The sequence below is a fragment of the Onishia taeanensis genome (assembly GCF_900100755.1).
GTDB classification, from domain to species: Bacteria; Pseudomonadota; Gammaproteobacteria; order Pseudomonadales; family Halomonadaceae; genus Onishia; species Onishia taeanensis.
This window is the reverse complement of sequence record NZ_FNCI01000008.1, coordinates 1-26,495: the sequence shown is the minus strand read 5'-3', so window position 1 is coordinate 26,495 and position 26,495 is coordinate 1. Positions and strand designations below refer to the sequence as shown.

Below are 26,495 nucleotides of genomic sequence, written 5' to 3'. Positions count from 1 at the left end.
GATAAGCGGAAATAGCTCAGTGGTAGAGCATCGCCTTGCCAAGGCGAGGGTCGGGAGTTCGAATCTCCTTTTCCGCTCCAATCGTCTCCTCCTTTTGCTTCGATCAGTCGTCATTCTCTAGCCACCCCCGGCTCAACGTCTGTCGCAAGCTCGTCGTTTGTTTTTTCCGTGCTTTTTCGCGTATCCGCGCTTCAGTTCCTTCCTTGGCATTGAATTCTGAGCACTCGCCCCTATCCTTAGTGTCCTAATTTTTTAACCATCTCACAGGTGTCCTGATGGCTGAACCGGCGCTGTCCATCCGTGGCCTGACCAAGGTTTACGGCAACGGCTTTCATGCCTTGAAAGGCATCGATCTCGATGTCCAGCAGGGTGACTTCTTCGCGTTACTGGGCCCTAACGGGGCCGGCAAGTCCACCACCCTCGGGGTGGTCTGCTCGCTGGTGCAAAAAACCGCCGGCAAGGTGTCGGTGTTCGGCATCGATATCGACAAGGACTTCGCACGCGCCAAGAACAACCTCGGCGTGGTCCCCCAGGAGTTCAACTTCAACCAGTTCGAGAAGGTCGAGGACATCATTCTCGCCCAGGCCGGCTACTACGGCATGTCGCATCGCGAGGCCAAGCCTCGCGCCGCGGAGCTGCTCAAGGATCTGGGGCTTTGGGATAAGCGCGACGGCAGCGCACGCGCACTTTCCGGTGGCATGAAGCGTCGCCTGATGATCGCCCGCGCCCTGATTCACCGCCCCAAGCTGTTGATCCTCGACGAGCCCACCGCCGGGGTCGATATCGAGCTGCGCCGTTCGATGTGGGATTACATGCGCCGCATCAACCGTGAGGAGGGCACCACGATCATCCTCACCACGCACTATCTCGAGGAAGCCGAGAGCCTGTGTCGCAACATTGCGATCATCAATCACGGCGAGATCGTCAAGAACACCAGCGTGCGCGAGCTGCTCGGCCAACTGAATACCGAGACCTTCCTGCTCGACCTGGCCGAGCAGGTCAGCGAGGTGCCGACCCTTGACGACTTCCAGATCGAGAAAGTCGACTCAAGCCAACTGGCGGTGTCGGTCAAGCGCGGCCAACGCCTCAACGACCTGTTCAGCCAGCTTTCCGATCTGGGGCTGACCGTGGTGTCGATGCGCAACCGGGCCAACCGGCTGGAAGAAATGTTTGTCTCGATGGTGGAAGAGTCCAACGCGGAGGCCGCGAAATGAATGCAATGCAAATAGCCGTGGCGCTATGGACCCTGGTCGGCAAAGAAGTGCGTCGCTTTACCCGTATCTGGCCGCAGACGCTGCTGCCGCCGTCCATCACCATGACCATGTACTTCATCATCTTTGGCAACCTGATCGGGTCGCGGATCGGCCCGATGGACGGCTACGATTACATGGACTTCATCGTGCCCGGCCTGATCATGATGGCGGTGATCACCAACAGCTACTCGAACGTGGCCTCGAGCTTCTTCTCGAACAAGTTTCAGCGCTCGATCGAGGAAATGATGGTCTCGCCGATGCCCAACTGGGTGATACTCGCGGGCTTCATCCTCGGTGGCATGGCTCGCGGCCTGGGCGTGGGCATCATCGTTACCGGGGTGTCGCTGTTCTTTACCCGTATCGATGTCGCGCATCCACTGCTGACCATTGGGGTCGTGGTGCTGACGGCGGCGCTGTTCGCCACCGGTGGCTTTATCAACGCCTTGCTCGGCAAGAAGTTCGACGATATCTCCATCGTGCCGACCTTCGTGCTGACGCCGTTGACCTATCTGGGCGGGGTCTTCTATTCGATCTCGCTGCTGCCTGATTTCTGGCAGGGCGTGTCGATGCTCAACCCCATTCTCTATATGGTCAACGTCTTCCGCTACGGCTTCCTGGGCGTTTCCGACATTCCGGTGGGCTGGGCGCTGGCGGCTATCTGCGCCTTCATCACCGTGCTGTTTGCCATCGCGCTGTGGATGCTCGAGCGCGGTAAGGGCATTAGGGGCTGATCATGACTCACGACCGTCCAGAAACGCTGACCGACGCCCCGCTGGGGCGCGAATCGGCCTACCCGGAACACTATGATCCGGCGCTTTTGTACCCGATTGCCCGGGCCGCCAACCGGGCGCCGCTGGGCATCGCCAATGATGCCTTGCCGTTCGTCGGTGAAGATGAGTGGCACGCCTTCGAGGTCTCCTGGCTGACGCCGCGCGGCAAGCCGGTGGTCGCCGTGGCCCGTTTTCGGCTGCCCGCCGACTCGCCGAACCTGATCGAATCGAAGTCCTGGAAGCTGTACCTGAACAGCTATAACCAGACGCGCTTTGCCTCTCGCGCGGAGGTGAGTGCCACGCTCGAGCAGGATCTCGCCTCCGCTGCCGGGGCGCCGGTTGCGGTCGAGCTGTTCGGCGTCGACGACCAAGCCCTGGCCACTCAGCGCCTGCCCGGCGAGTGCATCGACGATCTCGACGTCGAGATCGATGCCTATACGCCCGATCCTGCGCTACTCAGCGTGGGCGACGAGGTCGTCGAGGAAACCCTGCATTCGCACTTGCTCAAGTCCAACTGTCCGGTGACCGGGCAGCCCGACTGGGGCAGCGTGCTGATTCGCTACCGTGGCCCGCAGCTCGATCGCGAGGGGCTCTTGAAGTACCTGGTGTCCTATCGCCAGCACCAGGATTTCCACGAGCACTGCGTCGAGCATATCTTCACCGACCTGATGGCCCGCGCCCGTCCCGAGCGGCTTCTGGTGCTGGCCCGCTACGTGCGTCGCGGTGGGCTAGATATCAGCCCCTGGCGGGGAACGCCCGGCGAGCGCCCGCCCGAGCCGCTGCGCCTGGCGCGCCAATAGCCATCTGGCGTACAGTCACGCTAGACGCTTTCAGGCGGGCACGGTGCTTTCGGCCCGCCACCCCATTGCTGCAAGGAGACCCGGATGGATGCAATGACGCTGCTGCATGAACGCAGCTCCATGGGCAAGTTGTGTAGCCCGGCCCCCGACGCCGACCAACTGGATGCCATCTATCGCGCCGCCCTGCGCGCACCGGATCACAAGGAGCTCACGCCCTGGCGGTTTATCGAGTTCTCGGGCGAGGGGCTCAATCGCCTTGGCGAGCTGTTCGCCGAAGCCGAGTTCCACAATAACCCGCATATCGACGATGCCGCGCTGAACGCCGCGCGCAAGAAGCCGCTGCGGGCACCGATGATCATCGCCGTGGTCGCCAAGATCACCCCCGACCAGCCCAAGGTGCCGCCCCTCGAGCAGTCGCTCTCCGCCGGCTGCGCCGCCCACGGCATGCTGCTGGCGGCACAGGCGCTGGGGCTAGGCGCGATGTGGCGCACTGGCCACTACGCCTTCGACCCCACGGTCAAGAAGGGCCTGGGCCTTGGCGAACACGACGAGCTGGTGGCCTTCCTGTACCTGGGGCAAATGGGCGGTCGCCACAAGCCGCTGCCGGAGCGCGACCCGGCCGACTTCGTCGAGCGCTGGAACTAAGTCGTGCGTGAGGTGGGCGTGCCGCATCCGCGCTTGGCGCTGCCTGCGGCAGGGCAGGGCGACGACCTGAGCGCCTTTCGGCACTGGCTAGAGGCCGCCATTCCGCTGGTGCCGCAGTTGGGCATTCAGGATATGCACTGGCAGCACGACACCCTGGTGTGGTCGCTGTCGCTTGCGCCCAATCTCAACGACAAGGGCACCGGTTTTGGCGGCTCGCTGGCCGCCCAGACCACCCTGATCGGCTGGAGCTGGGTCACGCTATGGCTGCGCTCCCAGGGCCGCGAGCAAAACGTGGTGGTCGCCGATGCCAGCCAGCGCTTCAAGGCACCGGTGACCGGCGACTACCGCATCCTGTGCCGCCCCGAAGACCCGGCAGGGCAGGCGGCCCTGGCCGAGCGCCTCGCCAGCCGTGGCAAGGGGCGTATCGCGCTGGTGCAAGAGCTCTACTCTGGCGACACCCTGTGCCTTACCGCTCGCGGCGACTATGCGGTATTGCCCTGACGTTATTGGGAAAATTTCGCGCTCGGCTTGCAATCGCCGCCTGATCTCGATACAGTATGCGCCGTTCTGACGCGGAAGGCACAGCCCCCACGGCAGAGCTAAAAATTGCGGAGGGGTGTCCGAGTGGTCGAAGGAGCACGCCTGGAAAGTGTGTAAGTCGAAAGGCTTCGAGGGTTCGAATCCCTCCCCCTCCGCCACCGAATTTTAAAGGGGAATCAACATCTTATGTTGATTCCCCTTTTCCGTTTCTGGACATTGGGAAGGGTTTTGGGAACAGGCCTGGGAACGGTCAGAGCTCGAGCAGCTTCTCGATGAGGGTGGGGACGTCTTGGCCGTCGGTGCGGATCCATTTGCCGTAGCGGCGCTGGATCATGGTGATGGTCGAGTGGCCGACGTGGTTTGAAATCCAGTGCAGTGGCACCACGCCCAGGGACAGCATTTGGCTGATGAAGGTGTGGCGGCACTGATTGGGGCCGCGGTACCGCACGCCGGCGTGATCCAGGTGCACCTTCCAGAAGCGTTCGCGCAGGGCGTTCTCGTAGAACGGCTTTCCCGATAGCGAGTTCAAGAACACCAGGCGCAGCTTTTCCTTCCTCACGGTACGGTTGTCTCGATCAACTACCTCGTAAGTCTCGGCGGGCAGGTGGCCGGTCAGTGCGTGCTGTTCAATTAGCGCCTCGCGGGCAGGTTTCAGCAGGTGATGCACGCGAGTCGAGCGTTTGGTTTTGGTCACCTTGAAGCGGCCGCGCACCACGGCCCGCCGGTACCGAATGATCCCCTTCTCGACATCGAGCACGTCTTCCCAGGCCAGTGCCTGGGCCTCGGAAATTCGCGGGCCGTCATAGATGGCCACCTTGATCAGATTGAGTTCCTGGACGCGCTTGGTGGGGGTGGTGAGGATCTTGTCGATCTCGCTGCGCGTGAACGGATCCGGGTCCTCGTCGTCGGGGAGCCGGATCGTGATGCCGTGGGTGGGGTCGAAGGCCTGTTTATTGCGCGTAGAGTAGAGCCGGAACGTCTGGCGCATGATGCTGACGATCTCCTTGATCGTCTTGTTGCCAAGGTGCGCGGCCAACTCCTTCTGGATCCACTCCTGGAGCTCGATATGGTCGATCTTGTCGGCTTGAGCCTCGCCCCATTTCGGCCTGACGTGAGTGTTGGCCTTCGATTCAGTGCCGCGATAGCTTGAGTAGGCCAGCTCGTTCTTCTTGATAGCCAGCCAGAGATCCAGGTAGTAGCCGAAACGACTCTCGTGCAGGCGCTTCGAGTCCGGGAAATGCCGGGCATAGTCGAAGGTGCCGGCCTCGATCTCGTAGTTGATGATGGTCGCCAGCCGCCTGGCGTGCTCGATATTGCGCTCGTTCGCCGGGCCCGGTACCGGCTCTCGGCAGAGCTCTCCCTGCCAGCGGAAATAGACGCGCACGGTGTTGCCGCGCACTTCGACGCCGTCTGCCATTGCTGATGTCCTTCTCACTGTTCAGGCATACAGCATAACGCAATCGCCGCCCGCACCGGGCGGCGATCGATCAGGCGGGGGCTGGCTGTCGAGAACGCCAGCGTTGGTAGCGGTAGCGAACGCTTTTGAAGGTTGAGGCGGCCTTACGGTCATGGTCGAGCTCTGCGCGGCTCTCAATCCCGCAGGCGGCGCATAGCCAGTCGCGGGCGTCCTGCTCGCTATGGGTTCCGTCGGGCAAGGCGCTTTTCGTCATGCCGAACTTGTGCCGGCGGCGGCGATCCAGGTAGAGACGGAACGTCGCATCCTGGCAGAGCATCGCCGCTTGGCGGGCCATTGGCCCGCCTTTGGCTGGTTTATGGTTCATGCGGCACCTGCCTCAGCCTGGTGGCTGTTGTACTCCCAGATCCTGGCCGCCTCGAGGAATGCCCGGTTACCGGCCTTCATGCAGCGTCGAGCATCACTGCAGAACGTCGGCCCGGAGATCTCCATGCCGATCATCTCGGCTTCGTGGTATGTCGGCCCGGAGAATTTTTCGCTGTCAGGGTCCATCCACTCGGCTATCTCACGCATAGCCTTTGCTGCCACCCGAGCATCCCGGCGATCAAGGGAGGTTGGCGGCTTCTGCGAAAGGACTCGCTTAGCGTCATCGGCGTACTGAGGTGTAACCTCTCCAGCACGTGCAAGCTGATAGAGAATTGACTGGCAAGCAGAAAGCTCGGCAGTTTGTGCCTCCACATGCGCCGCCAGGGCGTCGTATTGTTCCTCTTTTTCGATGGCCCTCCTCACCAGGCCCTCACGGTTCTTGTTCTGGAAAGCCAAGGCGTCCCGCTCGGCCTTGAGATCTTCGGCATGTGCTTGGCCGGTTGCTCCGGCGGCAATCCGGCTCATCTGCCGCCAGAACTCGTCGGCGGTGTAGTTGTTCACGTCGCGCAGCAACGTCGTAAGTTTCCGGCGGGCGTAGTCGTGATCCATGCTCATCCCTCACCTCCCATGCGTTCCATGGCTTTCAATTTCTCCCGCGCTTCCTGGTAGAGCGCTTCGCCGGCGCGGATCTTGGTGCGGGCCTGGGCGAGTATGCCCTCGATCTCGGCCAGTTCGTCGGCTGGGCCGGGCAGCTCGCGCAGGTAGCGCTCGGCTAGCTCGACATCGGGCGGGTTCATTCGCAGGGCGGCTCGGGCGCGCAGCACGGCGTATCCTCTCTCGTCGATCTGCGGCGTTCTCAAGGGTGGATTTGGCTTATCCATGGCTCAGGCCTCCTTGGATTCTGTGGCAGCGCCGCAGAACGGGCAGAAGCGGGCGCGGACGCTGGTGTTGATTTTCTGGCGCTTCATCCCGCTGCCGGTTTTCTTCGGCACCATGACCTCGCCCTTGTACGGGATCATCAGGATGCTGGTCATCGACATGGTTTCCTGGTCTATGCCGAACCCGTAGCCCTCCAGCTTGGCGTCGAAGCCTTCATGGCCTTCTGGGAGTTGCGCGGTGACGTGATCCCGCAGCTTGGCTTCTAGATCTTTCCGGCATTCGCACTGCATGGCTCTCTCCTTAGAAGTTCATCCGACGGGCTTTTCAGCCCCTTGGTCGGCGGTCTGGATCTCCAGAACATCGACTCTCGGGCTGATCTGGCTGGTGAGGCTGACGCCCAGCTGGAAGGCGACGCCCAGGGTGAAGGTGAAGGCGATCAGTTTCCCGGCGTTGAGCAGGGCTTTTCGTGTCTCAGCGCACATGGCGGCCTCGCTTTTCCCGAATGGATTGGCACTCGATGCAGGTAGTAGCCCAGGGCGCGGCCTCACGGCGGGCGGCGGGGATCTCGTCGCCGCACTCCTCGCAGTCGGCGCGGGCCATATCGACGCCGGTCCACCACGTTGGGCGGCTGGAAAGGGCCGCTGCCATGCGGCGCTCCTGGATTTCTGCTGCGATGTCGGCGCTATCGGCCATGGTTCAGTTCCTTCTGTGGGATGGCAGGGGTGAAAACGACGCGGTAACCGCGGCGCCAGTCGTTGAGCCAGACGAGCCAGGCAACGGGGCGGCGCACCGGGCGGCCGGCGCGATCGGAGACGAAGCGCTGGACGGCGGCGCCCTGGCTCAGTCCGCTACTGAATGGGTGGACGCGACCCTTGGGGTCGCGCACCAGGTAGAGGCGGTCATTCATGGCGAAGCTCCTCGATGCGCTGGCCGTTGCGGTAGCGGCACTGGTGGCCATCGATGGCCCGGCGAAGCTGCTCTTCGCTCTCGAACGCGACGACCAGGGCGTAGCGGTGACGCGTTTCGCCCTGGTTGGGCGTGAGCACGGCCAGCTCGCCGGCGTCCTGCAGGGTGCCCAGCGGCTCCCCGCCGGCACGGCGGGGCTTGTGGTCGGTGAGTCGTTGGCGCATGGGGTTAGCCCTCCTTTCCGGTTTCGATTTCCCAAAAGCGCTGCATCAGGCGGTTGCCGTCTTCCAGGTACTCGTGCAGTTCCTGGTCGCAGTCCGCCGACCACTCGATGACGATCATCGCGGCGCGCTGTAGGTCGCGATCCAGCACGCGCAGGCGAGTAAGGTCGAGTGGCCATGCGCTGCCGTTGTAGACGGCGAGCAGAATTCGCCGGCAATGCTGTGGCTGGTGGGTGTGGCCCTGAGCAACCTCGGCCAGCCGCTTCAGGGCTGGCAGGCCGCGCTTGATCATCTCGGCCTGGCGGGCCTGTCGCTCGGCAATCTCAGCCTCGATGTCGATGTACACCACGTCTTGATGGCCGGGGATCGGGCGACCGACGAGGTCGGTGGTCAGCGGGCGTTCGGTCATGGGCGGCTCCTGCAGGCGGAGATCATTGAGGCGCTGGCTAAGGTTGGGCATGGTCATGAGGCGCTCCTTGCGTGCTGGGGTTGCTGAGCCGGCTGCGCGGGCCGGTGCCCTGGCAGGTGCTCGATGTTGATACCCAGCCGATCAGCGATGTGATCGAGCCCGGCATCGGTGAATTCGGTGCGGCCGTAGTGGGTCCAGCCGCAGATCGGGTGCCAGTAGGTGCCGGTGGCCACCAGCACCAAACGGGTGTTGCCCCGGTAGCGGCCCATGGGCAGGTTGTCGTCGCCCAGCACGCCGGCCTCGCGCAGGCGGCGGGCCAAGGTGTTGCGGCCGATGTTCAGCAGGCCGGCGGCCTGGTCGAGTGAGTAGCTGCGCTGCATGGGGCCTCCTGTCGTTGCCTGCTATGCCTGAAAAACCCAGCACTTCACGCTGGTGTTGTTCATGCGCAGGCGAGAGCGGACGGTGCGGTTGGCGTCGACGAACTTGCGGGTCTTGCTGGTCTTGAGGTAGCGCTTGAGCTCGCGGATCTCCGGCACGCGCAACTTGTGCTCGGCGCAGGCGCGCTCGAAGTCCTTGAGGTTGATGGCCACCTGGTCGCTCTCGCCGCCGTAGTGGTCGAGCATCGAGTCGGCCTTGAGCCCCTCTAGGTACTCGAAGGCCTCCCAGAACTCGGCAACCATCGGGTGATCAGCGTTGATCGCCTGCTGGCGATCGCGGGCCATTTGCCAGATATGGCCGGCGGCCATGTCGAGCATCTGAGCGTCAAAGAGGTTGAGGCCGTCTAGCCCCAGGCAGTCGAGCAGCGCCATCAGCTGGCCGTGGCACTTGGCGATGCGCAGCACTTTGATGTCCGGATCGGCGGCCAGCTGGTTCTCGTAGGTCTTGGCGTTGGTCTTGATCAGCTTGAGCAGTGCCGCTTCGCGGGTGGCCACGTCCAGGGCGAACTGGCTGACGTGCTCGAGCTCGGTTTTCTCCAGGGCCTCTGCCAGTTGCTTGGTCTGGCCGTTCTGGCCCTCGCGGGTGAAATGCAGATGGCAGATACGGGTCTGGATCGCCTCGCCGGCCTGGACGGCGGCGTTCTGACTGATCACGATCGAGCCGCGAAAGGGCGGTTCATAGGTGTCATTGCCGCTGTTCTTCACGCCCCGGGCGCGAATCGAGCGGCCATTGAAGGCCGTCTTGAGCTCGTCCCAGTCGAACTGCTTCTGCTTGGCGCCGCCTTCCTGCTCCCGGTCTGACTCGATTAGCACCACCGGCAGGTTCGAGACCTGGGCGAAGTTACGGCTGCGCGCCGGCATGGTGGCCTTGCTGGGGTCGAAGCCCTCGTAATCGCGCCGGCCCACCAGCTTCCACAAGAACTCGATCAGCGTGGACTTGCCTGCGCCGGCCTCACCGACGATCTCCAGGAAAGGAAAGCTGCCCATCTCGCCGCGGATCTGCTCGGCCAGCAGGCTGCCCAGCCAATAGGCGGTGGCCACAATGCCTTTGGCCCCAAAAGCGCCGACCAGCTGGCGAGTCCAGTCGGTGGTATAGGCTTGGCGGTCGGCGTTGATGTGCAGGCTGACCGACTGGCTCAGCGTCTTGAGCTGCCGCTTGCCGAGCTCGAAGTAGTCTTCCTGGTTGAGGCGGTGCACCTTGCCGCCGGCGACGGCTAGATCGCCGAACACATAGGCGCCGTGCTCGCGGCTGTAGCCGATGAAGTCGATGGTCTCGACCGTCTTGATGCCGCCGATCTGGTCCTGCAGCAGGGTGTCGAGCTGCTGGCTGGTACCCGTCCAGACCGCGCCCGGCGCCACGCCCAGCAGGCGTTTCTTGAACTCGCTGGCACTGGAAAGCTGGCCGCCGCTGAACGTGTTCTTGATCGGCGCGCGGCCGTCGGGAAACTCGACCTGGTAGTAGTACCAAGACTCGTCGGTGATGGCGTTGGCCTGGTAATAGAGCGCCGTCGGGAAACAGGTGCAGATGCGCTTCACCGCACCGGCCTGCATCAGCGCTGCATCGCGCTGCTGCTCGTCGATCAGCTCCATGTCTTCCGGCTCAGCGCTGCCGGTGGCGGCCTTCACCGCTCGCTCGAAGGCATCCAGATCCAGCTTCCACCACCACAGCTGGCGGCGGTACTCGAACCAGAACTCGCGACGCTCGGTGCGCTTGTAGATCAGCAACGCCTTTTCGGTGGGCGTCGCCGCCAGTAGTAGGTCGCCGCAGTAGCGGTAGGTGTCGAGATCCTTCTCGGTCAGTTCGCCGCGCTGGTGGCAGTCGTTCCAGTCGCGCTTGCCGCCGGGTACCTGCGCCGCCCGGCAGTCCCAACCTGCCGCCCGGGCGCGCTTCACATGCTTGAGCGTGGCTGTCTGGCCGGCGTGGTTGCCATCCAGCGCCCACACCAGGGCAGGGCGGGTGCTGCCAGCCTGATGCGCGGCATCGGCCAGCGCCTCGAGCGCCTGCTCGGGGTAGTTCGAGCAGCTCATCGCCGAGACGGCAGCGATCCCGTGGTGGTGCAGGGCGATGGCATCGAAGATGCCCTCGACGATCCACACTTCACCGGCCTCGACGAGATCCGCCATGGTGAAGACCGGCGGCTGCCACCACTGGCCTTTGTAGCGGCCCACGAAGTTGGCTTTTTGCTTGCCGAAGCGCTCAGGTTTATCGAGCAGGCGCTCCCAGTAGGCACCACCGGGCAGGGCGAAGCGCACCGTAGTGGTGCCGCCGACGCCGTGCTTCCAGTAGTTGTCCTGGCTGTACCAGCCCTGGATGCGCTCGAGCTCGAAGCCACGCCCATCACGCAGGTAGCCATCCGCTACCGGCGTGGTGCTCGTCGCGGCCTGACCGTCCTGCGGCTGGTAACGCTCGGTCCAGCTGGCGAAAAGCTCCGGGAACAGCTCTTTCACATGACGCTGATCACCGCAGTTGTTCTCCCGGCCGCACTTGAGCATCCAGGGGGCGTCAGCGGCGATGTAAGCCTCGCGCTTGTGGCAGCTCGGGCAACGCACCTTTTGCAGGTACGGCCCGCGCTCGATGGCCTCCATATCGGCCATCAAACGCGCAAGAATGTCCTGGCGCAGCGATGCATTCACGCTGTGCCCTCCTGTTCAACGGGGTGAAAAAAGGGTGATGCGGGGCGGCCTGCCCCTGGCTTAGTGCTCGAGCACGACCGGGCGGCGGGTCTGCTCATCGACGACCTGGACCCGGCCCTCGGCGCGGGCCTTGCCCAGCACGTTCATCAGATCGGCGACGGTGAACACCACCGGGCGGCCGTCCTCATCACGCAGGATGATGACGTGCGAGGTGCTAGCATCGACGTCGATGTGCGCCGAGCGGTTGGTGGCTTCCAGGTCGGCATAGGCCTGGATAGTGGCCAGCTCTGCCGCGCGCTCGCTCATCTCGTGAGTGGTCATCAGATGATCGATGCAGTTGGCCATGGCGACCACGCGGGATGCCCAGCGGTCCTGCCAGAGCCGGAACATGGCGGCGTTCTGGATGCTGTTGGCGTTGTTGGCGTCCAGGCGTGTGACGCGGCGGGTCTGCAAGGCGGTGACGTTATTCATGATCGTTCTCCTGCGGTGCGTGATGGTGGCGTTCTTCTTGTGGGCGATGCGGGCGATTCAGTTGGTTTCCGGTGAAAGCTGAGCCAGCAGCGACGGCGATAGCGGTAGATTTACCTCGGGGTTCGGCTGGCTGCTTGGGCACAGCGTGCTGGTCAGCTCCAGGCCCATCTTTCCCCGCCAGCCGCAGGCATCGACGTTGGTGCAATGCACATAGGCCTCGCGGTACACCGGCGTGATGCCGTTGGATGAGCGGATCGTCAGGTACGACCCGCAGTGCGGGCACGACAGGCGGATGTGATGACGCTTCACCGGCGGCCTCCTGTTGGTACGGCATGAAGAGCACGGCCCCGGCCAGTCAGCCCCGCGACGCCCTTTCGCAGGCGGCGGCGCAGCAACCATTCGGCGGCCTGCTCGGTGGTGTCGAGATTTTCTCGCTGACGTACTTTCTCGAGCAGAGCCTCGAGGCGGTCGTCGGCGTGCATGGCTTCCTCGGGCATTCAGGGGACTCCTTGAGGGCCTCAAAAGGACCTTCGTTCAACCGGCGTACTGGCCAACACTGGGGCCATCGAGATCGCCGAGGCCTAGTGTTTCCAGCGCTTCCTTGAGCACCAGTTGGCGAAGCAGGGCGGCGCGCTCGATGCCGGTGTAATCGACCAGGGCATCAATGAGCCGTGCCTCATACTCATCGAGGTTGAGGGCGCCATAACGGGTGCGAACGCGTTTGGGGTCCTGGTACATGGCGATGTCCTTATGCAGCGAGTCAGGAAAAGGCTTAATTACTGGGCTTAGGGGGGAAGTCGTCGGGGTCATCAATGACGCCTTCCTTGATGCCGAGCAGCACAGCGGCGCGGTGAGCCTCACCCCTCAACCCCTTCTTGCGGCCGGCGAGCAAGTCGTAGACCAGGTTGGGGTTTTCGATGCCATGGGCGCGGCAGAACTCAGCGACGCTGATGCCGCGGCTTGCCAGCGCCTTGCGCGCTTGCTCACGGGTGAGAGGGGCGGGCATAGTGTGTACCTGTGTGTGTTCGTGTGAATCTAATCATGGTGGATTATATACACCAATGTCAATCATGACGGTGGAAGAAATACCCTTTCGTATAAGGGAAGAGCTGACCCGGTTAGGGCTCACTATGGCCGCAGCATCTAGAAATGCAGGCGAATCAAGCGGTCAGCGGCTAAAAGACGTGGTGGCAGGCAGGCAGAAATGCCCGGTGGAATTACTCGCCCGCCTTGAGTCGATAGGGGTGGATATTTCCTACGTTATAACGGGGAGTCGGCCAGCGTCTGGCACCGCCGGCGCGCCGGCGGCCTATGTGGTGGATGACGGGGCCCAGGTGGCCTCGGCTTTAAGCGATCCCGGCGCGGGTTACTCACCAGTGCCCATGTACGACATTGAGGCCGCCGCCGGTACTGGCCGCGCCTTCGATGCCGAGAACGTTGAGACCACGTTGTACTTCGAGACCAACCAGCTGGCGGCTGAGGGCCTCGATCCTGTGCAACTGGTTGGCGCCAAGGTGCGCGGCGACAGCATGGGCGAGACGCTGCGCGACGGTGACCAGGTGCTGATCAACCGCGCGCAGTGCAAACCCGACGGCGTGTTTTTGATTCGCATGGGCGACGAGCTCCGCATCAAGCGGATACAGCGCGTAGCCGGTGGCGCGCTGATGCTGATCAGCGACAACACCCACTACCCGCCGGAGCTGCTGAAGCCGCAGGACATGAAGGACGTGGAGATTCTAGGCAGGTGCGAGATCCGCATCGGGCGGATTTCGTGAGCATTTAGACTTAAAACCGTAAAACTATAAAGGCGGGTATGAGCCTGCCAGGGAAAAGGAGACAGGGAACGTGAAAGATGTCGTGTTTTTTTTGGCCATAATGGCCGCTTTGATCGGTACTTGGTTGTTCGTCGCCCGGAAGCTGAAGGCTAAGGGGAAAGGAGGGTTTATAAGGCATGTCGCCGCTGCATTGTCTGGTGTGGCGGCATTCTTTGTGACGGCAATGCTGCTGGTTGGATTCGTCCAGGAATCGCCCGACGATACGTCAGCCGCCGAAAGTGAAGTCGCCGCTTCAACTCAAGGTGATGAGACTGCAGCGTCCGATGAATCTACTGATGGAATCCCCACACAGGATTTATCGGAGCTTTACAGTATTGCCAGTGACGAGACTCGCGCACCTCACAAGCGTACCGTCGAGGTCATTCTCCACCAACGACTAAACGAAGACCGGCTTGAGGAAGTTGGCAAGGCTATCAAGGAATTGGGCGAACAGGAGGTTGAACGCACTTTTATTGGCTATCGACTAGATTCACAGGACCCCGAGACAGCCTATTGGGGCACCACGCACTATAACCCAGAACTTTCGGTAGATATTCTTGGTTTCAGCGCTTCTGAGTATCAGGAGGCACTTAATCAAGACGTGTCCAGCGATTATGAGAATATCATCGGCTCCTGGATTATCGAACGCGGCTATCCTCATCTATCTGTTGCTTACGTTGATAACGGAAAAGTTTTCATCGATGGCTTCTTCGATGATGGTAGTGTCGGAACTACCGAGTATCTCGCCTATGAAGATGAAGACGATGCCGTCAGGCTGAAAAAGGAAAATGAACATCCTGATGAGTATCTCACTATTGATGAAGATGGGAATCTTAGGTTCTGGAGTGATAATGGAAACTACTTTACCGCGCCGCTAAGAAATGAAGGTAATCAGGACCTATCACTCGACGGTGTCGAGCTGCTTAGTCTGCAGGAAGGCGATACCGGCTTATCGGATGAGTCCAGTACCAGTAATTCCAATGAAATAACTTTCACTGGCAAGGGGCACGCCGCCTGCGTATCAGAATCTCTTCTTGATCAGTTAATCACCGCTGCCAGCAATGACGATCAACGTGGCATGAATTACCTCTTGGGCAATGGCTGCGTCGTTCCACGTGCAGGCATTCCGGTTAGCGTCCTTGACCGCACTTGGACAGGCAAGGTCCATGTGCGTGCTTATGCAGAAAGTGGCGATGCCATGGAGATGTGGACGGTGGCCGAAGCGCTTTCTGACTGGGATTCCTGATAAGCAGATTCATTATGCGCGTTAACTACCTCGGCCCGGCGTTGCTGGGCCTTGACCACCCCGCGCTCGAGAACCTGGACGCTTGGCGCCTGCCACCGAGCTGCTACCTCGTTGAGGTCAGCGAAGAAGCCGGCGTTGACGGCGAGATCATCGAAGGCGATGTGCTGGTGGTCGACGAAGCGCGGCCGGTTCAGCACGGTGACCTAGTGGTGGTGGTGATCGACGAGGCGTACCAGCTTTTCCAGGGGCATCGTATCGGTGGTGCCGTGCGGTTGTTACCAGCGAGTGGCGGCCAGGGCATGACAGCTCGCACCGATCATTGTCGCGGCGTGGTGGTGCATCGGGCGCGTTCTGCCCTGGTGGGATGATGGGTAATTTCTTTTTGTTTGACCAGCAATGCGAGGGAGCAATGAAGTTAGAGATTCTGAGTGTGAAGGGACGGGGCGATCACACCCAAGAAAGCGTTCGCCTTAAAGTCATCGATGATTGTGACCTTAAGCATTACATGGTCGCTGACACCACATATACCGGTGACACGACCATCTCCAATCGTGTTCGACACACTCATTGGTTTAAGCCCGGTGCGGTTAAACAGGGTGATTTCGTTTGGCTTTATACCGGACCGGGCAAAAATACCACCAGAGGTAACGATAGCGGTAGCACCACGCATGTCCGGTACTGGGGGCTCAACAAAGCAGTGTGGAATGACGAAGGCGACTGCGCACTGCTTTTCCAAATAGCAACCTGGAGAGGAAAAAGGGTGCAGTAATCTGCACCCTCAACTAGCCCATGGTTTGCTTAGCGACACATTGCTTCGCAAGGCACCCCATCCTTGTCTCTATCCAGCCGCCCGTTGCCGCACTGTTCCAGGTGAAAACGGGCTTCCTCGCATGAAGCCATCGCACCGCAGGTCTTACGGGTCGAGCAGCTGAACGCCGTACTATCCCGGCTGATCAGTGAGCTAGGAGTCGGCTGGCGGTCCGGCATCACCTGCCGGCTAGGATCGCGGTTCTCGCTGACGTAGGGGTTACCACTACCCTGGATCGCTGTGATTCGCTGGTTGCGTTCCTTCTCCCATGCGTCGACCGGGTCTTGCTTGGCCCAAGCTGTAAATAGCTGCTGTTGTTGCCGGCTGATTCTCACCCCGTACTCATCACGCATATACCAGTAGGTGCGGGCGACGTCGCCGCGCTGGTTGGTGGGCGGCTGGAATACATCCTCCTCGAAATCGACCTTCGCTGTGCATTGGCCGTATTGGTAGGCGCTGGAACTGGTGGCCATGCCGTAGCGTAGGTTGGAGCGATCGCCGTTCACTTCGCCTACAGACGGCACCAGATTAATCAGATCTGCCTCGGCCTGACGGAATATCGGATCACTCGAGCGACAGTGTCGGCGGCCACCTTCCTGCCAGCATTGGCGCTGCCGGCCGATATCGTAGGCCGGCACGACATGCTCCCACTCGATGCGGCTGGCCCTGAGGGGCTGCTTGCGCACGTCATACCCACAACTGGCCAGATCCGGCCCGCCCTCGAAATCGAAGTCACATCCGCAATAGAAGGTCTCGTCCTGATCGTAGTAGACCTCTGATTCGGCGAGACGTTTAGCAGAGGAGAATGACGAGGGGGCGGCGGCATAGGTGGTCATCGTGATGATGCTGACTAGGCCTATTGCGGCGGTAACGAAAGTTCTTAACTTCAATGGGTTACTCCGACAAATGGCCGGAGTGTATCAGGGTCAGTAGGCCGCCTCGCTACTATTCCGCACCTCCATCGCCAGCCCGCCGGTATAGGCGGCGTCGCTGATGTCGTGGGTTACCTCAGTGATCAACCAGGGCGTGGCGTCGATCTCGCGCTTCCAGCCGCTGAGCATCACCGGGGTTTCGGGGTAGAGCTCGGGGCGGCCTTCGGCGAGGTCGAGGCTGAACTCTGCGCCGCCGCGCTTCAGGCGCTGCCATTCGCTGTTGGCGGCGGCCAGGGCATCGTCTTCACTTGCGTAGGTGGGCCGCAGGGCCTTGGCGTTGTCGGCATCACCGACGATGACCTCTCGGCGTTCGGCGCCGGCGGTATCGTTCCATTGGGCGATCACGCCGCTGTAGGCGTCGCGGTCGGTGACGCTGTAGCGGTGGCGGTCGCCGACCTGGCGGCGCAGGGGGATGGGCGGGATTTCGAGGCCGCTGGCGGTGGTGGCCTGGCCGGCGGGGATGAACAGCAGGTTGCCAGCCTTGATGGTGGCCACGGCGTCATAACGCTCGCCCAGGCGGGTCAGGAAGTGCAGATCTGATTCGTCGGTCTGGTCAATATGCTCGAGGCGAATACCGGCCAGCGCCGTGCCAACCTTTGGCTCGAGGTCATGGCGGGCGGCGATGGTGGCGATAATGTCGCGCAGCACGATGTCATCCCAGCTCTGCGAGCGCTTGCCGGGCAGGCCTTTGCGCATATCTGCCGATCTGGCGCGAATGGTGATCACGTCCGGGGTACCGGAGTGCTCGACCTCGTCGACGATGTAGGTGCCGCGATCGACCAGCGCCTGGCCCTTCCAGCCGATTTCCAGCTGGATCTCGGCGCCGCGCGGGGGCAGGGCGAGGCGGCCGTCGTGGTCTGAGAGGGTAATGTCGAGCTGGTCGGCCTCGAGGCCACGCCTATCGGTCAGGCGCAGGCGCTGCAGGCGGGCGCCCAGCTGGGGGCTGATGATCTGGCCGGCCAGGCTTAGGCGGTAATCCGGCGTGCGCGCCGGCCGGCCTTGCTGCTGGGTCAGTACGCTCATGCCAGGCCACCCAGGCTGGTGGACAGGGCGCGCAGGGCGAGGCCGCTGGCGAGCTGGTCGGGGCTGTCTTCATCGAGGCGCTGGAGGGTGAGATCGAACTCGATCTGCTGGGCGGCGCCGTCACGCATGAACGAGGATTTTCGCTCGTTGAGGCGCTCGATCACGAACAGGCCGTAGTACAAGCCGCTGCCCTCGATCAGCGGCCAGGCGGCGCCTTGGTTGGCCATCTCGCGAAGCTGATCCAGGTGCTGCTGGCCACCGGTGAACTGGGGCAGCAGGGTGCCGGTGAGGGTGATGGTGTCGTCGCCGGCGCCGAGGAACTGGCGGGCAGGCCGACGGCCCACCCGGCCCTGCGATTGGTGCCGCCATTGAGTCTGGCGTTGCAGCTCCTGGTAGGCGGCGGTTGAGAGGCCGAAGACGAACATGCCGAGGGTCATCATCATGGGAGTGGTTCCTAGTCGGTGTCGTAAAGCGCGCTGCGGCGGCGGGCGCCGGCATCGCGGCTGGCCTCGGCCAGCGCGCGCTGCACCTCGGCGGCGACATAGCGGGCCAGGGCCTGTTCGTCCATGCCTGGCGAGGCGTGGACGTGGATATCGCCGGTGGTGATGTGCACGTCACCACCGCCAGCGCTTGAGAGCGGCGCGCGGGTGTCGATCGGTACATCGGCCACGGCAGGCAGGCTGGCCGCGCCGATGGCCATACCGGCGCCGGCGCGCTTGAGCCGCTGGGAGAACTGGCCGACCTGGCGCAGGGTGTTGGGCTCGCGTTGCTCCAGGCCTTGCTGGTAGCCCTCCAGGGTGTTGCGGCCGTAGCCGGCGAACACCCGCGACGGCGAGTTGATGCCGAGCGCGTCTTTAAACCAGCCGCTGACACCATCGGTCAGGCTGGAGACCTTATCCTTGAGGGCCTGCCACTTGGCATCGATGCCGGCCATCAGGCCATCGACGATGGCATTGCCCAGGCCCATGAACTTCTCGGGGATCTCGACGCCCATGGCGGTCAGGCCTTCGGTGATGCCGCGCCAGATAATGCCCATGGGCGACCAGTTGGCCAGAAGCCGCGTGACGCCCCCGATGCCCTCGTTGAACGCACCGGTGATGGTCTCCCAGGCTTTGCCGGGCCATTCCTTCATGTTCTCCCACAGTGCCTGGAACTTGGGGCCGAGCCAGTCCCAGTTCTGCCAGATGAACAGCGCGCCGGCGGCGACGGCGGCGATGATCGCAAGGATCGGGTTGGCCATCGCGGCAGCCCCCAGCATGCGCAGGGCGCCGATGACCATCGGAATGGCGTTTTTGGCGATGCTGCCGAGCACGCGGATCAGTCCGCCGCCCTTGATGCCGAACATGGCCATGCCGTAGCGGGCCAGCGCGATGGGGCCGAGGATCGAGGCGAGCATCAGGGTCAGGCCGCCACCCACGGTGACGAGGCCGGCCACCACGGCGGCGGCGGTGGTGAGCTGGGCGGTGAGATCGGGATTGGCCTTCATCCAATTTCCTACGCCACGGGTGATGTCGGTGACGTTCTGGATCAGGTCGCGCAGCGGTCCGTCATTGGTGTCGGTGATGGTGATGCCGACTTCTTCCCAGGCGCTGTTGAGCCCCTGCAGGTCGCCCTTGATGTTGTCGGCCATGGTCTTGGCCACCCGGGCGTTCTCGCCGGCGGCGTTATCCAGGATCTCGACGAACTTCTCGACGCCTGCGCTTCCTTGCTGGGCGATCAGCTCGGCCATGCCGGCACCGGGTTCTTCACCGAAGATGTTCTTCAGGTATTCGGCGCGGTCGGCGTTGCCCATCTCTTCGGTGGCGCGGGCCACGTCGGCGAGAATCTTGGGCACGTTGCGCAGGTTGCCGTCGGCATCCTTGGCGTTGACGCCGAGTTCCTTGAGCGCCCCGGATGCCTTGCTGGTGGGTGCGGCCAGGCGGGTCATCATGGCGCGCAGGGTGGTACCGGCCTGACTGCCCTGGATGCCGACGTTGCCGAGCATGCCGGCCATAGCGGCGGCCTCCTCGAGCGACAGTCCCATGGCCTTGGCATGGGGTGCGACGTACTTCATCGACTCGCCGAGCATTTCGAGGTCGACGTTTGCCCGGGTGGTGGTGGCGGTGATGACGTCCGAGAGCCGGCCCATTTCGCTGGGGTCGAGGCCGAAGCCGGAGAGCAGGTTAGAGCCGATATCTGCCGTGCGGCCGAGATCGGTGTTGTTGGCCTTGGCCAGGTTGAGCATGTCGGGCATGGCGGCGCGGATGGCCTCGGGGTCAAAACCGGCCATGGCCAAGAATCCCTGGGCGTCGGCGGCCTGTGTCGCACTGAAGGAAGTTGATGAGCCGAGCTCGCGGGCTTGATCACGTAGCGCCTGCATGCGTGGGTCGTCTTTCTCCAGCCGGGTCAGCGCCTGCACGCGGGACATGGCGGCGCCATAGTCGACGCCCGGGGCCAGCATGCGCGCCCCGCCATAGAGGGCGGCGCCACCGGTGGCCATCCCGGCGGCGCCGGCACCGGCCATGCGACCGGCCCTTCCCGTGGCGCGGTGATAGCGGTTGGCGGCCTCGGTGGCGGCCTTCTGACGGCGGGCGGTCTCGCGCAGTTGCTGCTGTTGGCGTTCCAGCTGGCCGTTGGCCTCGCGGATGCGGCGGGTCAGCTCGCGCTGTTGTTCGCCGTACTTGCCGGTGACGCCATCCACGCGGGTCATGGTCCCGCGCAGTTCCTGCAATTTCCGCTGCTCGCCCTGGTATTGATCCTTTAGGGCACGCGCCTTGCGGATCGCGGCATCACGCTGGCGGTTGAGCTGGCGAGTGGGGCCTTCGGCGCGTTCGATCTCGCGGGTCAGGTCGCGGACTTCGCGCTGTTGGTCCTCAAGGGCGCGGGCGCTGCCTTCGGACTGTCGCTTGAGCTCGCGGAAGCCTCTCAGATCCTTCTGTGCACGCTCCAGGTGCCTGAGCTGATCGCGGCTCGCGCGCAGGGCCTCGGCGGTCTTGCCGCTGCCCTGGGAGATCTTCTTGAGGGGCCGAGTGACCCGATCCACGGCGTCCAGGATCACCTGCATTTTCAGATCGCGGGCCATCGGCATTCCTTCACTTGCGGGGTGGGGGCTGGCTGGCCTGATGGCGTACCCGGGCGCGCTCGCGCCATTCCATCAGTTCGGCCAGGGGCATGGGGGCCATCTCATCCGGCCCCCAATGAAAGACCATGGCGAGATCCGCCATGGCTTCGTCGACGTGCTCGGGCAGGCTTACTCGCTCGCCTCGCGGGCCTTCTTCGGCAGCAAAAAACCGGCCACCACGCCGCCTAGCTGCACGAGGTCGGCGGGGTCCATGTCGCGGATCTCGCCATCAGTCAGCGCGGGCTCGGTGATGCGCGGCAGCACCTTGCTCAGGGCGGTGACGTCCATCTGCAGCACGTCGGTGAGCGACACGCCGCGCAGGGCGCCGGACTTGGGCTTGCGCACCATGATCTCGTTGACGACGGCCTTACCGCGTGTGATCGGCGTATCGAGCTCGACGGTCTCGGTTTCTTGCTTCGGCAGCTCGGCGACGGTGGTGTCCTGGGCTTGCTCGGTGTTCTTCGGGTCCATGGTTCGATGCTCCTGGTGCGAATACGGTGATGTTCAGCGGGCCGGGTGTGGCCCGCGGGTGCTGGTTGATGGGGACTGGGTTAGATGCCCAGGTTCTGGCGGCGCTGGGCGAGGCGGTCTTCGCCGCGCACCCGGAAGACGTTGCCGGGCTTGTCCATCTCGATGATTTCTTCGCCGTCGACGGTGAGCTTGTAGTAGCTCAGCGTGGTGGTGACCTCGATGGTCGAGTTGTCGCCCTTGGTGGCCTCGCCCATGCCGATGGTCTTGTGGCGGCCACGCACCACGATCTCGACGGCGACGCTGTCGCCGGTCTCGTCGGATTCATAACTGCCGGTGAAGCGCAGCTGCGCGGCGTCGTGGATCGGGCTGCCGTACGAGTCGAACAGGCCGTCGACGATCAGGCCGCCGGCGGTCCAGCTCATCTCCATCAGCTGGTTGCCCATGTCGACTTCGATGGGGCCGTCCATTCCGCCGCCCTCGTACTCGACCATGCGGCGGGCCAGTTCGGGCGGCGTGACGCTGGGCACCTGGCCCTGCCAGTTGTTGCCGTCGCCGAACAGGTTGAAATCCTTGAGGATCTTGGGAAGTGCCATAGGGTTCTCCTAGTCAGGTTCCGGCTCAGGCGGCGGCGACGCGGTCGGCGAAATCCACCAAGTAGCGATCGGTGATGCGCTGCTGGAACATCAGGTTCTCGAGCGGCGGCACCGGGGTGTAGTCGTAGTCGATGTACAACTTGCCGGCCTTGAGCACCTCGGGGGTGTTGAGCTCGGCATCGAACCAGGCCACGCCGCCGAGCAGGTAGCCCTGGCGGGTCAGCTCGCGGAACTTGGCGTTGATGCCCTCGACGATGTCCTTCACCAGGCTTGGGTGCATGGGCTTGTCGACGGCCCTCAGGTGGGCTTCGGCCATGGTGTCGGCGATCACCTGGGCGGTGCGGGTGTAGTTCTCGAAGGCGAACAGCGGGTCGATCGAGCAGGTGCGCGAGCCCCAAAAGCGATAGCCGCCGCGGTTGATGAGCGTCGTCACCTCGTGGCTGTTCAGGTAGCCCGCATCGGTGGCCGGGTCCTGGAGATCCCAGAACACGTCCTGCGAAATGCCGGTGACGCCGTTTACCGGCATGTTCGAGAGCGTCTTGTGCCAGCCGATGTCGTTGTCGAGCTTGGCGCGCAGGCCGAGTGCTCGAGCAACGGCGGAGTGGGTGCGGGTGGACTGGGTGGCGGTGTCGAAGCCGGTGAAATCGGGCCAGATCACCATCACTTCCCGCGCCCCGAAGTTCTCGCGGTACATCGCCGCTTCTTCCTTGGTCGCGCTGTCGCCGGCGGAGGCGTAGACGAAGGCGCGCAGCTTCTGCGCTACGCCGATCAGCTCGGCAGTGACGTCGGCATCATCGAGCTCAGGCACGCCGAGAATGCGCGGCTTGACGCCGAAGCGCTGCTCGGCGGCCAGCAGGGCCTGGAGGCCGGTCTTCTTGCCGCTGCCATCGACCCCGCCGATGACGTTGGCCTTGGTAGCGTCGTCGTCGGCGCCTTCGGCCACGCGAACGATCACGACCATGGCCTTGGTCTGATCGGCGATGGCATCCAGTGAGCGGGCAAGGGTGCCTTCTTCGCCGGCGTTGGCCATCGCGGCATAGAGATCGGTGGCAAGCACCGGGGTATCGAGTGGGAAGGGCTCGTCGGTACCGCCGGTCAGGTTCTGGTACCCGGACACACCGACCACGCCCGCACCGCTGCCAGCTTCAGCGGCGGTGAGCAGGGCGCTGGCATCGGCCTCGCCATTGACGGCGGTGGCCACCTCGGCGGCGGTTGAGGTGATCTCGCCCTGGGCGTCGGTGGCCAGCGAGACGCTGATGTCTTTGCCGCTGACCGTGACCGCCAGGGTGGCGGAGTTGGTACCGGGATCGACGTAGCGCACGCGCACGGCGTTGCCGTCGGTGCCTGCACTGGCGGCGGTGTAGGTGACGCCGCTATTGGCAGCGGCGAACTCGATGGCGAGCGAGGCAGCCACGCCAGCAGCGGCCGCCGGCGCGGTGCCGATCAAGCCGATAACGGCGGTGCTGACGGTGCGGATCGGCCGCGTGCCGTCGTTCTTTTCAACGACGCGAACGCCGTGGTGATAGTCCTGGGCCATGGGGAGCTCCTGCGCAGGGTGATCTGTCGATGCATGACGTGTCGCCATGCTTGCGCGCGCAGGCGTGGGGCTCTAGCAGTGGGCGTTGTGGCGGGGTGGCGTCACAAAATGGGCGGGTAACGAAAAGCCCGCCGGGTGGCGGGCGGCTTTTAGAACGTAGATGTAGTTACATCTCAGTCTTCGGTCTTGGACATTTCCTCTTGTAGTGATTTTGCGGCTGCTGCTAATGGAGAAGAATTCTCGAATCTTGCAGAAACGGCTTCATCAATTTCTTTTACTTGTTTTTCAAGTAGTTTGTCAGCTTCTCCCGGAGTGGCAGCGCCATATTGGACCAGGCTTATTCGGGTATCTTGTGCCTGTTTGATGAAGCGTTGAAGAGTTGTCCAGTGATCATATAAGCCTTCTGGCGTAACCCATAAACGATCTCCATCCTCAATGTAACTGGTCCACATGGCTGCGAGTTGAAGAATCTGGTCGAGTGACTTTTGAAATTGATGGCAGGTGTATACGGTGTTTTTCGGTAATTTGGAGAGTTGTTCTGTCGTTAGTCTTGATTCTTTTGTTGAATCAATTAAGGGGGTGAAGTATCGCGGTGCGTTCTTTAAGCCGATTTCAGATATTTTTTCATCACTAACATCTTTTAAGTGATGCGCGAGTAATGCGCAAATTGCATGTGAAGCTTCAAAGTCCTCCTCAGCTGTGGAAAGCCTTCTCTTTGCTTCATCGTCGATCATGCTTTTTATGAATGATTTTGCAACCACATGGGTTGCAATTATTTCGCTTATTCTAACCAAGTATACGTAAGCTTGCTTCTTTTGCTCTATGTCTTTTGATCGATTTTCTAATCTTATTCTTACGATGTAACTTAAAGCAGCTGAGATTAAGGCGCCGATTAGGCCGGAGATTAATGTGCTTGCTTCCATGAACAATCCTTGAGCTATTAAATGTTCTTCGCTGGCTTTGAAAAGAGTTTCATATTTCAGGTGTGATGTCCAAAGGGCTATATAATAAAAAGCCCGCCAGGCGGCGGGCACTGTTCTTCCTGGAGCGAGCGGCGGTGATCACCACACCACCGCTTCGATCCTTTCCCGGTCGCCCGCCTCCTGCGCCGCTGCGATCGCATCCTTGCGCTGCCATGACTGCTCATAGATCGCTTTGACGTCGGAAAGTTGACTTCACGAACATTGATATTAGCTTCTAGCTTCTAGCTTCTCGGCATTGAGGTCGTCGAGGTTCTCTCGCATTGGAGTTAGCTTGGTGTGTCTACAGCTGTAGACCTTGGGGAGGATCGGGAGGGGGAGTGTGGATGTATCAAAAGCAGGGGAGAGAATACTGGTCTGAGAGCTGGAGCACGCGGTAAATCAGATCAAGCAATAAGTTTATCAGCTCAAGCGTCCTATTCAATTTGTTTAGTTTCATAGTTTTGATCACTCCTTGATGTTTGGATGTGGTAGGGCTGTACAACTGACTTTTCGTCTATAGTCAGGCTTAAGGTGCGAGGCGAACGCGAAAAGCCCGCGCAGTGGCGGGCCTAGAGGTTTCTCTGTATAGGGCATCAATTAGACGACGGCTTCGATCCCCTGCCGACCCTTGGCCTCCAGGGCCGCCGCGACAGCGCTCTTGCGCGCCCACGATTGCTGATAGATGGCCCAGGCTTCAGCATGCGGTCGACGTAGGGCTCGCCAAGGAAGGGCATCACCGGGTCGGTCACGCTCGCCTCCGGTGAATGGTTAGGAAAATGCCATCGCTTGGGGTAGGCTTGGATTGATAAGAAAATGCTTGTAATGCTTTGGCGATACACTTTGATAAAAGAGCGCAGGGAATGATGATATGAAAATGAAAATCTTGGTGCGGTTGCTGTGTTTTTTAATGGTGGCTTTATTCTCCAGCCAAGTGGTGGCCTCTGACGCCAGGCTGTTTAAGGGCTGGGATTATGGTGACAGTATTGATAGCTTCCCTCGCAGCCAAGGCTATTATGATTGCTCCGCTGATATGGGGGCTCTAGCTCTTTGCAAGGAGAACGTTGAATTCCTTTCGCTGAATTTTTTCAGCGTCTTGTATTTCAATGATGACCAGACGCTTGGGAATGTTTCGTTAATTGCCGATTTCAGTCCTGATGTCTATGCATCTGTAGTGGGCGCCCTGTCTCGCGATTTTGCACTGGTTTATATGGAAGGTGATCGGGATAGGTTTGACTTCATCAAGAAACTGAATTCTGGTGAGTTTGATGGTTCTCAGCAGGTTACAGAGACGATAACCAGATTTGAGAACACTCAGCTTACGAATGGCTATCTGGACATTGTGTATTTCGAAGCGGATTTTGCCAAGCAGTGGTCAAGTTTCTCTGATTACCAGGATATGCTGTTTAGTATCCCGGAGGATGTTCGGGCGGCTGAGGTCATTGTTTACTATAATGACGTTTGGGGTCCGACTATCGAGGTTTCCTTCAACTTGCCGGGCAAGTCACTTCAGAGGGCAAAACAGCAGGTTCAAAGCGCTCCTGTCGAAGACTTTTGATGTGATGGTTTTTTCAAAAGCCGGCACATGGCGTGCCGGCTTTTTGCGTTCTGACTGGGCGGTTACCACACCACCGCTTCGATCCCCTCCCGATCCTCGGCCTCTTGGGCGGCCTTGATAACGTTCTCGAGGCGATGACGCTTGCCGATCACCGCGGTGGCCATGGGCCGATAGATGTTGGCCTTGGTGATTACCTTGGTCGCCAGCTCGGCGACGGTGACACCACGCTCGGCGGCGATGCCGGAGAGCGTCGGTGTTTCCACGCTGTTGTCGGCCGCCCAAGCGTGTGCCTCGCGCTCTTGATCACCCCAGGTATCGATCTCGAACTGAGGGTAGTCGCGGCGAATGTCAGCCAGCGCCTTGTTGGCTTCGGCCTTGATTTCGGAGAGCTTTTGCTTGGCGAGCTGGTCGAGAGGTATGTCAGGTATGGCCACCCATCCAGGACGGCCATGATCATCGGGACCGCGCTGCATTCCAGAAGGCGGGCGCTTTGCACCGTATTCGCGCCACTCTTCTTCTGTAGCAACTACCGCATCATCTGGCCAGGTGCCGGCACGCATGTATTCAGATTTCATGCTAGACGGATAAAAAGCATTTCTTGAGGGGCTGTAATGGTATGACATGACGCTTCCTTATTTGCCGATAGCGATTATTGAACAGACCGTACCGCCGCCCCCAGCGGGGGTCTGGAAAGTGCCGCCGCTATTTG

General features: G+C 61.7%; 37 protein-coding genes and 2 tRNA genes. 12 read left to right on the top strand and 27 right to left on the bottom strand.

All coding sequences use genetic code 11. The features are described 5' to 3' along the window. Positions 1-5: 5 nt before the first annotated feature. The 7 genes from BLR71_RS11060 (at position 6) to BLR71_RS11030 (ending at position 4,166) form a co-directional block, all read left to right on the top strand. Positions 6-80: transfer RNA gene (locus BLR71_RS11060), tRNA-Gly, on the top strand. 195 nt (positions 81-275) lie between these two features. Next, a complete protein-coding gene (locus tag BLR71_RS11055; protein WP_092526064.1) occupies positions 276-1,214 on the top strand; it encodes an ABC transporter ATP-binding protein in 939 nt (312 codons plus the stop codon). Beyond that, positions 1,211-1,984: an ABC transporter permease gene (locus BLR71_RS11050; RefSeq protein WP_092526061.1), complete on the top strand. Its 774-nt coding sequence runs from the start codon at positions 1,211-1,213 to the stop codon at positions 1,982-1,984. Before BLR71_RS11055 ends, BLR71_RS11050 begins: the two co-directional genes overlap by 4 nt. Before the next feature lie 2 nt (positions 1,985-1,986). Next, complete coding sequence (gene queF / locus BLR71_RS11045; protein ID WP_092526058.1) at positions 1,987-2,823, top strand: NADPH-dependent 7-cyano-7-deazaguanine reductase QueF; 837 nt, start codon at positions 1,987-1,989, stop codon at positions 2,821-2,823. Positions 2,824-2,907: 84 nt separating this feature from the next. Next, positions 2,908-3,468, top strand: coding sequence for a nitroreductase family protein (locus BLR71_RS11040; protein ID WP_092526055.1), 561 nt, complete (start codon positions 2,908-2,910; stop codon positions 3,466-3,468). 3 nt (positions 3,469-3,471) lie between these two features. Further along, positions 3,472-3,969, top strand: coding sequence for a YiiD C-terminal domain-containing protein (locus BLR71_RS11035; protein ID WP_092526052.1), 498 nt, complete (start codon positions 3,472-3,474; stop codon positions 3,967-3,969). A gap of 109 nt (positions 3,970-4,078) precedes the next feature. Beyond that, a tRNA-Ser gene (locus BLR71_RS11030) sits at positions 4,079-4,166 on the top strand. Positions 4,167-4,258: 92 nt separating this feature from the next. Here BLR71_RS11030 and BLR71_RS11025 read toward each other — a convergent pair. From BLR71_RS11025 to BLR71_RS10950, 17 genes are all read right to left on the bottom strand, one after another. Further along, entirely contained in the window at positions 4,259-5,425 is a 1,167-nt protein-coding gene (locus BLR71_RS11025) for an Arm DNA-binding domain-containing protein (protein WP_092526050.1), read from the bottom strand. A 70-nt stretch (positions 5,426-5,495) separates the two neighbouring features. Continuing rightward, positions 5,496-5,789 (bottom strand): hypothetical protein, encoded by a 294-nt coding sequence (locus tag BLR71_RS11020; protein ID WP_139172620.1) that lies wholly within the window; start codon positions 5,787-5,789, stop codon positions 5,496-5,498. Beyond that, on the bottom strand, positions 5,786-6,397 hold the full coding sequence (locus BLR71_RS11015; RefSeq protein WP_139172618.1) for a hypothetical protein: 612 nt from the start codon (positions 6,395-6,397) through the stop codon (positions 5,786-5,788). The genes BLR71_RS11020 and BLR71_RS11015 overlap by 4 nt, the downstream gene beginning before the upstream one ends. A gap of 2 nt (positions 6,398-6,399) precedes the next feature. Beyond that, a complete protein-coding gene (locus BLR71_RS11010; RefSeq protein ID WP_092526041.1) occupies positions 6,400-6,669 on the bottom strand; it encodes a hypothetical protein in 270 nt (89 codons plus the stop codon). 3 nt (positions 6,670-6,672) lie between these two features. Further along, a complete protein-coding gene (locus BLR71_RS11005) occupies positions 6,673-6,957 on the bottom strand; it encodes a hypothetical protein (RefSeq protein ID WP_092526038.1) in 285 nt (94 codons plus the stop codon). Between the two features lie 18 nt (positions 6,958-6,975). Then, positions 6,976-7,149, bottom strand: coding sequence for a hypothetical protein (locus BLR71_RS17640; protein ID WP_175491663.1), 174 nt, complete (start codon positions 7,147-7,149; stop codon positions 6,976-6,978). Beyond that, entirely contained in the window at positions 7,139-7,360 is a 222-nt protein-coding gene (locus tag BLR71_RS11000) for a TraR/DksA C4-type zinc finger protein (RefSeq protein WP_092526035.1), read from the bottom strand. Before BLR71_RS11000 ends, BLR71_RS17640 begins: the two co-directional genes overlap by 11 nt. Continuing rightward, a complete protein-coding gene (locus BLR71_RS10995; protein ID WP_092526032.1) occupies positions 7,350-7,574 on the bottom strand; it encodes a hypothetical protein in 225 nt (74 codons plus the stop codon). The genes BLR71_RS11000 and BLR71_RS10995 overlap by 11 nt, the downstream gene beginning before the upstream one ends. Next, positions 7,567-7,797: a hypothetical protein gene (locus BLR71_RS10990; RefSeq protein ID WP_092526029.1), complete on the bottom strand. Its 231-nt coding sequence runs from the start codon at positions 7,795-7,797 to the stop codon at positions 7,567-7,569. Before BLR71_RS10990 ends, BLR71_RS10995 begins: the two co-directional genes overlap by 8 nt. Positions 7,798-7,801: 4 nt before the next feature. After that, positions 7,802-8,260 carry a DUF7673 family protein gene (locus BLR71_RS10985; RefSeq protein WP_092526026.1) on the bottom strand — a complete coding sequence of 153 codons (459 nt, stop codon included), beginning with the start codon at positions 8,258-8,260 and terminating at the stop codon, positions 7,802-7,804. Then, positions 8,257-8,583: a phage antirepressor KilAC domain-containing protein gene (locus BLR71_RS10980; RefSeq protein ID WP_092526023.1), complete on the bottom strand. Its 327-nt coding sequence runs from the start codon at positions 8,581-8,583 to the stop codon at positions 8,257-8,259. Before BLR71_RS10980 ends, BLR71_RS10985 begins: the two co-directional genes overlap by 4 nt. Positions 8,584-8,604: 21 nt before the next feature. Next, entirely contained in the window at positions 8,605-11,274 is a 2,670-nt protein-coding gene (locus BLR71_RS10975) for a toprim domain-containing protein (protein ID WP_092526020.1), read from the bottom strand. Between the two features lie 60 nt (positions 11,275-11,334). After that, a complete protein-coding gene (locus tag BLR71_RS10970; RefSeq protein ID WP_092526017.1) occupies positions 11,335-11,745 on the bottom strand; it encodes a hypothetical protein in 411 nt (136 codons plus the stop codon). A 57-nt stretch (positions 11,746-11,802) separates the two neighbouring features. After that, positions 11,803-12,054, bottom strand: coding sequence for an ogr/Delta-like zinc finger family protein (locus BLR71_RS10965; RefSeq protein ID WP_175491662.1), 252 nt, complete (start codon positions 12,052-12,054; stop codon positions 11,803-11,805). Then, a complete protein-coding gene (locus BLR71_RS10960; RefSeq protein WP_092526014.1) occupies positions 12,051-12,242 on the bottom strand; it encodes a hypothetical protein in 192 nt (63 codons plus the stop codon). Before BLR71_RS10960 ends, BLR71_RS10965 begins: the two co-directional genes overlap by 4 nt. Before the next feature lie 37 nt (positions 12,243-12,279). Next, a complete protein-coding gene (locus tag BLR71_RS10955) occupies positions 12,280-12,483 on the bottom strand; it encodes a hypothetical protein (RefSeq protein WP_092526011.1) in 204 nt (67 codons plus the stop codon). A 34-nt stretch (positions 12,484-12,517) separates the two neighbouring features. Continuing rightward, complete coding sequence (locus BLR71_RS10950; protein WP_092526297.1) at positions 12,518-12,751, bottom strand: DNA-binding protein; 234 nt, start codon at positions 12,749-12,751, stop codon at positions 12,518-12,520. A 55-nt stretch (positions 12,752-12,806) separates the two neighbouring features. Here BLR71_RS10950 and BLR71_RS10945 point away from each other — a divergent pair, with 55 nt between their 5' ends. The 4 genes from BLR71_RS10945 to BLR71_RS10930 all read left to right on the top strand — a co-directional run bounded on the left by BLR71_RS10945 (position 12,807) and on the right by BLR71_RS10930 (position 15,574). After that, complete coding sequence (locus tag BLR71_RS10945) at positions 12,807-13,520, top strand: S24 family peptidase (protein ID WP_175491661.1); 714 nt, start codon at positions 12,807-12,809, stop codon at positions 13,518-13,520. A gap of 70 nt (positions 13,521-13,590) precedes the next feature. Further along, a complete protein-coding gene (locus tag BLR71_RS10940; RefSeq protein WP_092526005.1) occupies positions 13,591-14,805 on the top strand; it encodes a hypothetical protein in 1,215 nt (404 codons plus the stop codon). A 14-nt stretch (positions 14,806-14,819) separates the two neighbouring features. Next, positions 14,820-15,173 (top strand): LexA family protein, encoded by a 354-nt coding sequence (locus tag BLR71_RS10935; RefSeq protein WP_092526002.1) that lies wholly within the window; start codon positions 14,820-14,822, stop codon positions 15,171-15,173. Further along, positions 15,173-15,574, top strand: coding sequence for a hypothetical protein (locus BLR71_RS10930; protein ID WP_092525999.1), 402 nt, complete (start codon positions 15,173-15,175; stop codon positions 15,572-15,574). Before BLR71_RS10935 ends, BLR71_RS10930 begins: the two co-directional genes overlap by 1 nt. A 29-nt stretch (positions 15,575-15,603) precedes the next feature. Here BLR71_RS10930 and BLR71_RS10925 read toward each other — a convergent pair whose 3' ends face one another. The 9 genes from BLR71_RS10925 to BLR71_RS17475 all read right to left on the bottom strand — a co-directional run bounded on the left by BLR71_RS10925 (position 15,604) and on the right by BLR71_RS17475 (position 24,303). Continuing rightward, positions 15,604-16,449, bottom strand: coding sequence for an endonuclease (locus BLR71_RS10925; protein ID WP_092525996.1), 846 nt, complete (start codon positions 16,447-16,449; stop codon positions 15,604-15,606). 90 nt (positions 16,450-16,539) lie between these two features. After that, positions 16,540-17,568 (bottom strand): phage late control D family protein, encoded by a 1,029-nt coding sequence (locus tag BLR71_RS10920; protein ID WP_092525993.1) that lies wholly within the window; start codon positions 17,566-17,568, stop codon positions 16,540-16,542. Continuing rightward, complete coding sequence (locus BLR71_RS10915) at positions 17,565-18,011, bottom strand: phage tail protein (RefSeq protein ID WP_092525990.1); 447 nt, start codon at positions 18,009-18,011, stop codon at positions 17,565-17,567. The genes BLR71_RS10920 and BLR71_RS10915 overlap by 4 nt, the downstream gene beginning before the upstream one ends. 11 nt (positions 18,012-18,022) lie before the next feature. After that, positions 18,023-20,629: a phage tail tape measure protein gene (locus BLR71_RS10910; RefSeq protein ID WP_139172616.1), complete on the bottom strand. Its 2,607-nt coding sequence runs from the start codon at positions 20,627-20,629 to the stop codon at positions 18,023-18,025. A gap of 10 nt (positions 20,630-20,639) precedes the next feature. Then, a complete protein-coding gene (locus BLR71_RS10905; protein ID WP_092525985.1) occupies positions 20,640-20,771 on the bottom strand; it encodes a GpE family phage tail protein in 132 nt (43 codons plus the stop codon). Positions 20,772-20,797: 26 nt separating this feature from the next. Then, on the bottom strand, positions 20,798-21,139 hold the full coding sequence (locus BLR71_RS10900; protein WP_092525982.1) for a phage tail assembly protein: 342 nt from the start codon (positions 21,137-21,139) through the stop codon (positions 20,798-20,800). Positions 21,140-21,219: 80 nt separating this feature from the next. Then, positions 21,220-21,732 (bottom strand): phage major tail tube protein, encoded by a 513-nt coding sequence (locus BLR71_RS10895; RefSeq protein ID WP_092525980.1) that lies wholly within the window; start codon positions 21,730-21,732, stop codon positions 21,220-21,222. Positions 21,733-21,757: 25 nt separating this feature from the next. Beyond that, positions 21,758-23,269, bottom strand: coding sequence for a phage tail sheath protein (locus BLR71_RS10890; protein ID WP_092525978.1), 1,512 nt, complete (start codon positions 23,267-23,269; stop codon positions 21,758-21,760). 173 nt (positions 23,270-23,442) lie between these two features. Next, entirely contained in the window at positions 23,443-24,303 is an 861-nt protein-coding gene (locus BLR71_RS17475; RefSeq protein WP_139172614.1) for a hypothetical protein, read from the bottom strand. Between the two features lie 796 nt (positions 24,304-25,099). On the opposite strand from BLR71_RS17475, the gene BLR71_RS10885 reads away from it, so the two are divergent. Beyond that, complete coding sequence (locus BLR71_RS10885) at positions 25,100-25,786, top strand: hypothetical protein (protein WP_092525976.1); 687 nt, start codon at positions 25,100-25,102, stop codon at positions 25,784-25,786. 62 nt (positions 25,787-25,848) lie between these two features. Here the strand turns inward: BLR71_RS10885 and BLR71_RS10880 are convergent, their stop codons facing one another. After that, complete coding sequence (locus tag BLR71_RS10880) at positions 25,849-26,409, bottom strand: tail fiber assembly protein (protein WP_092525974.1); 561 nt, start codon at positions 26,407-26,409, stop codon at positions 25,849-25,851. Positions 26,410-26,495: the final 86 nt, after the last annotated feature.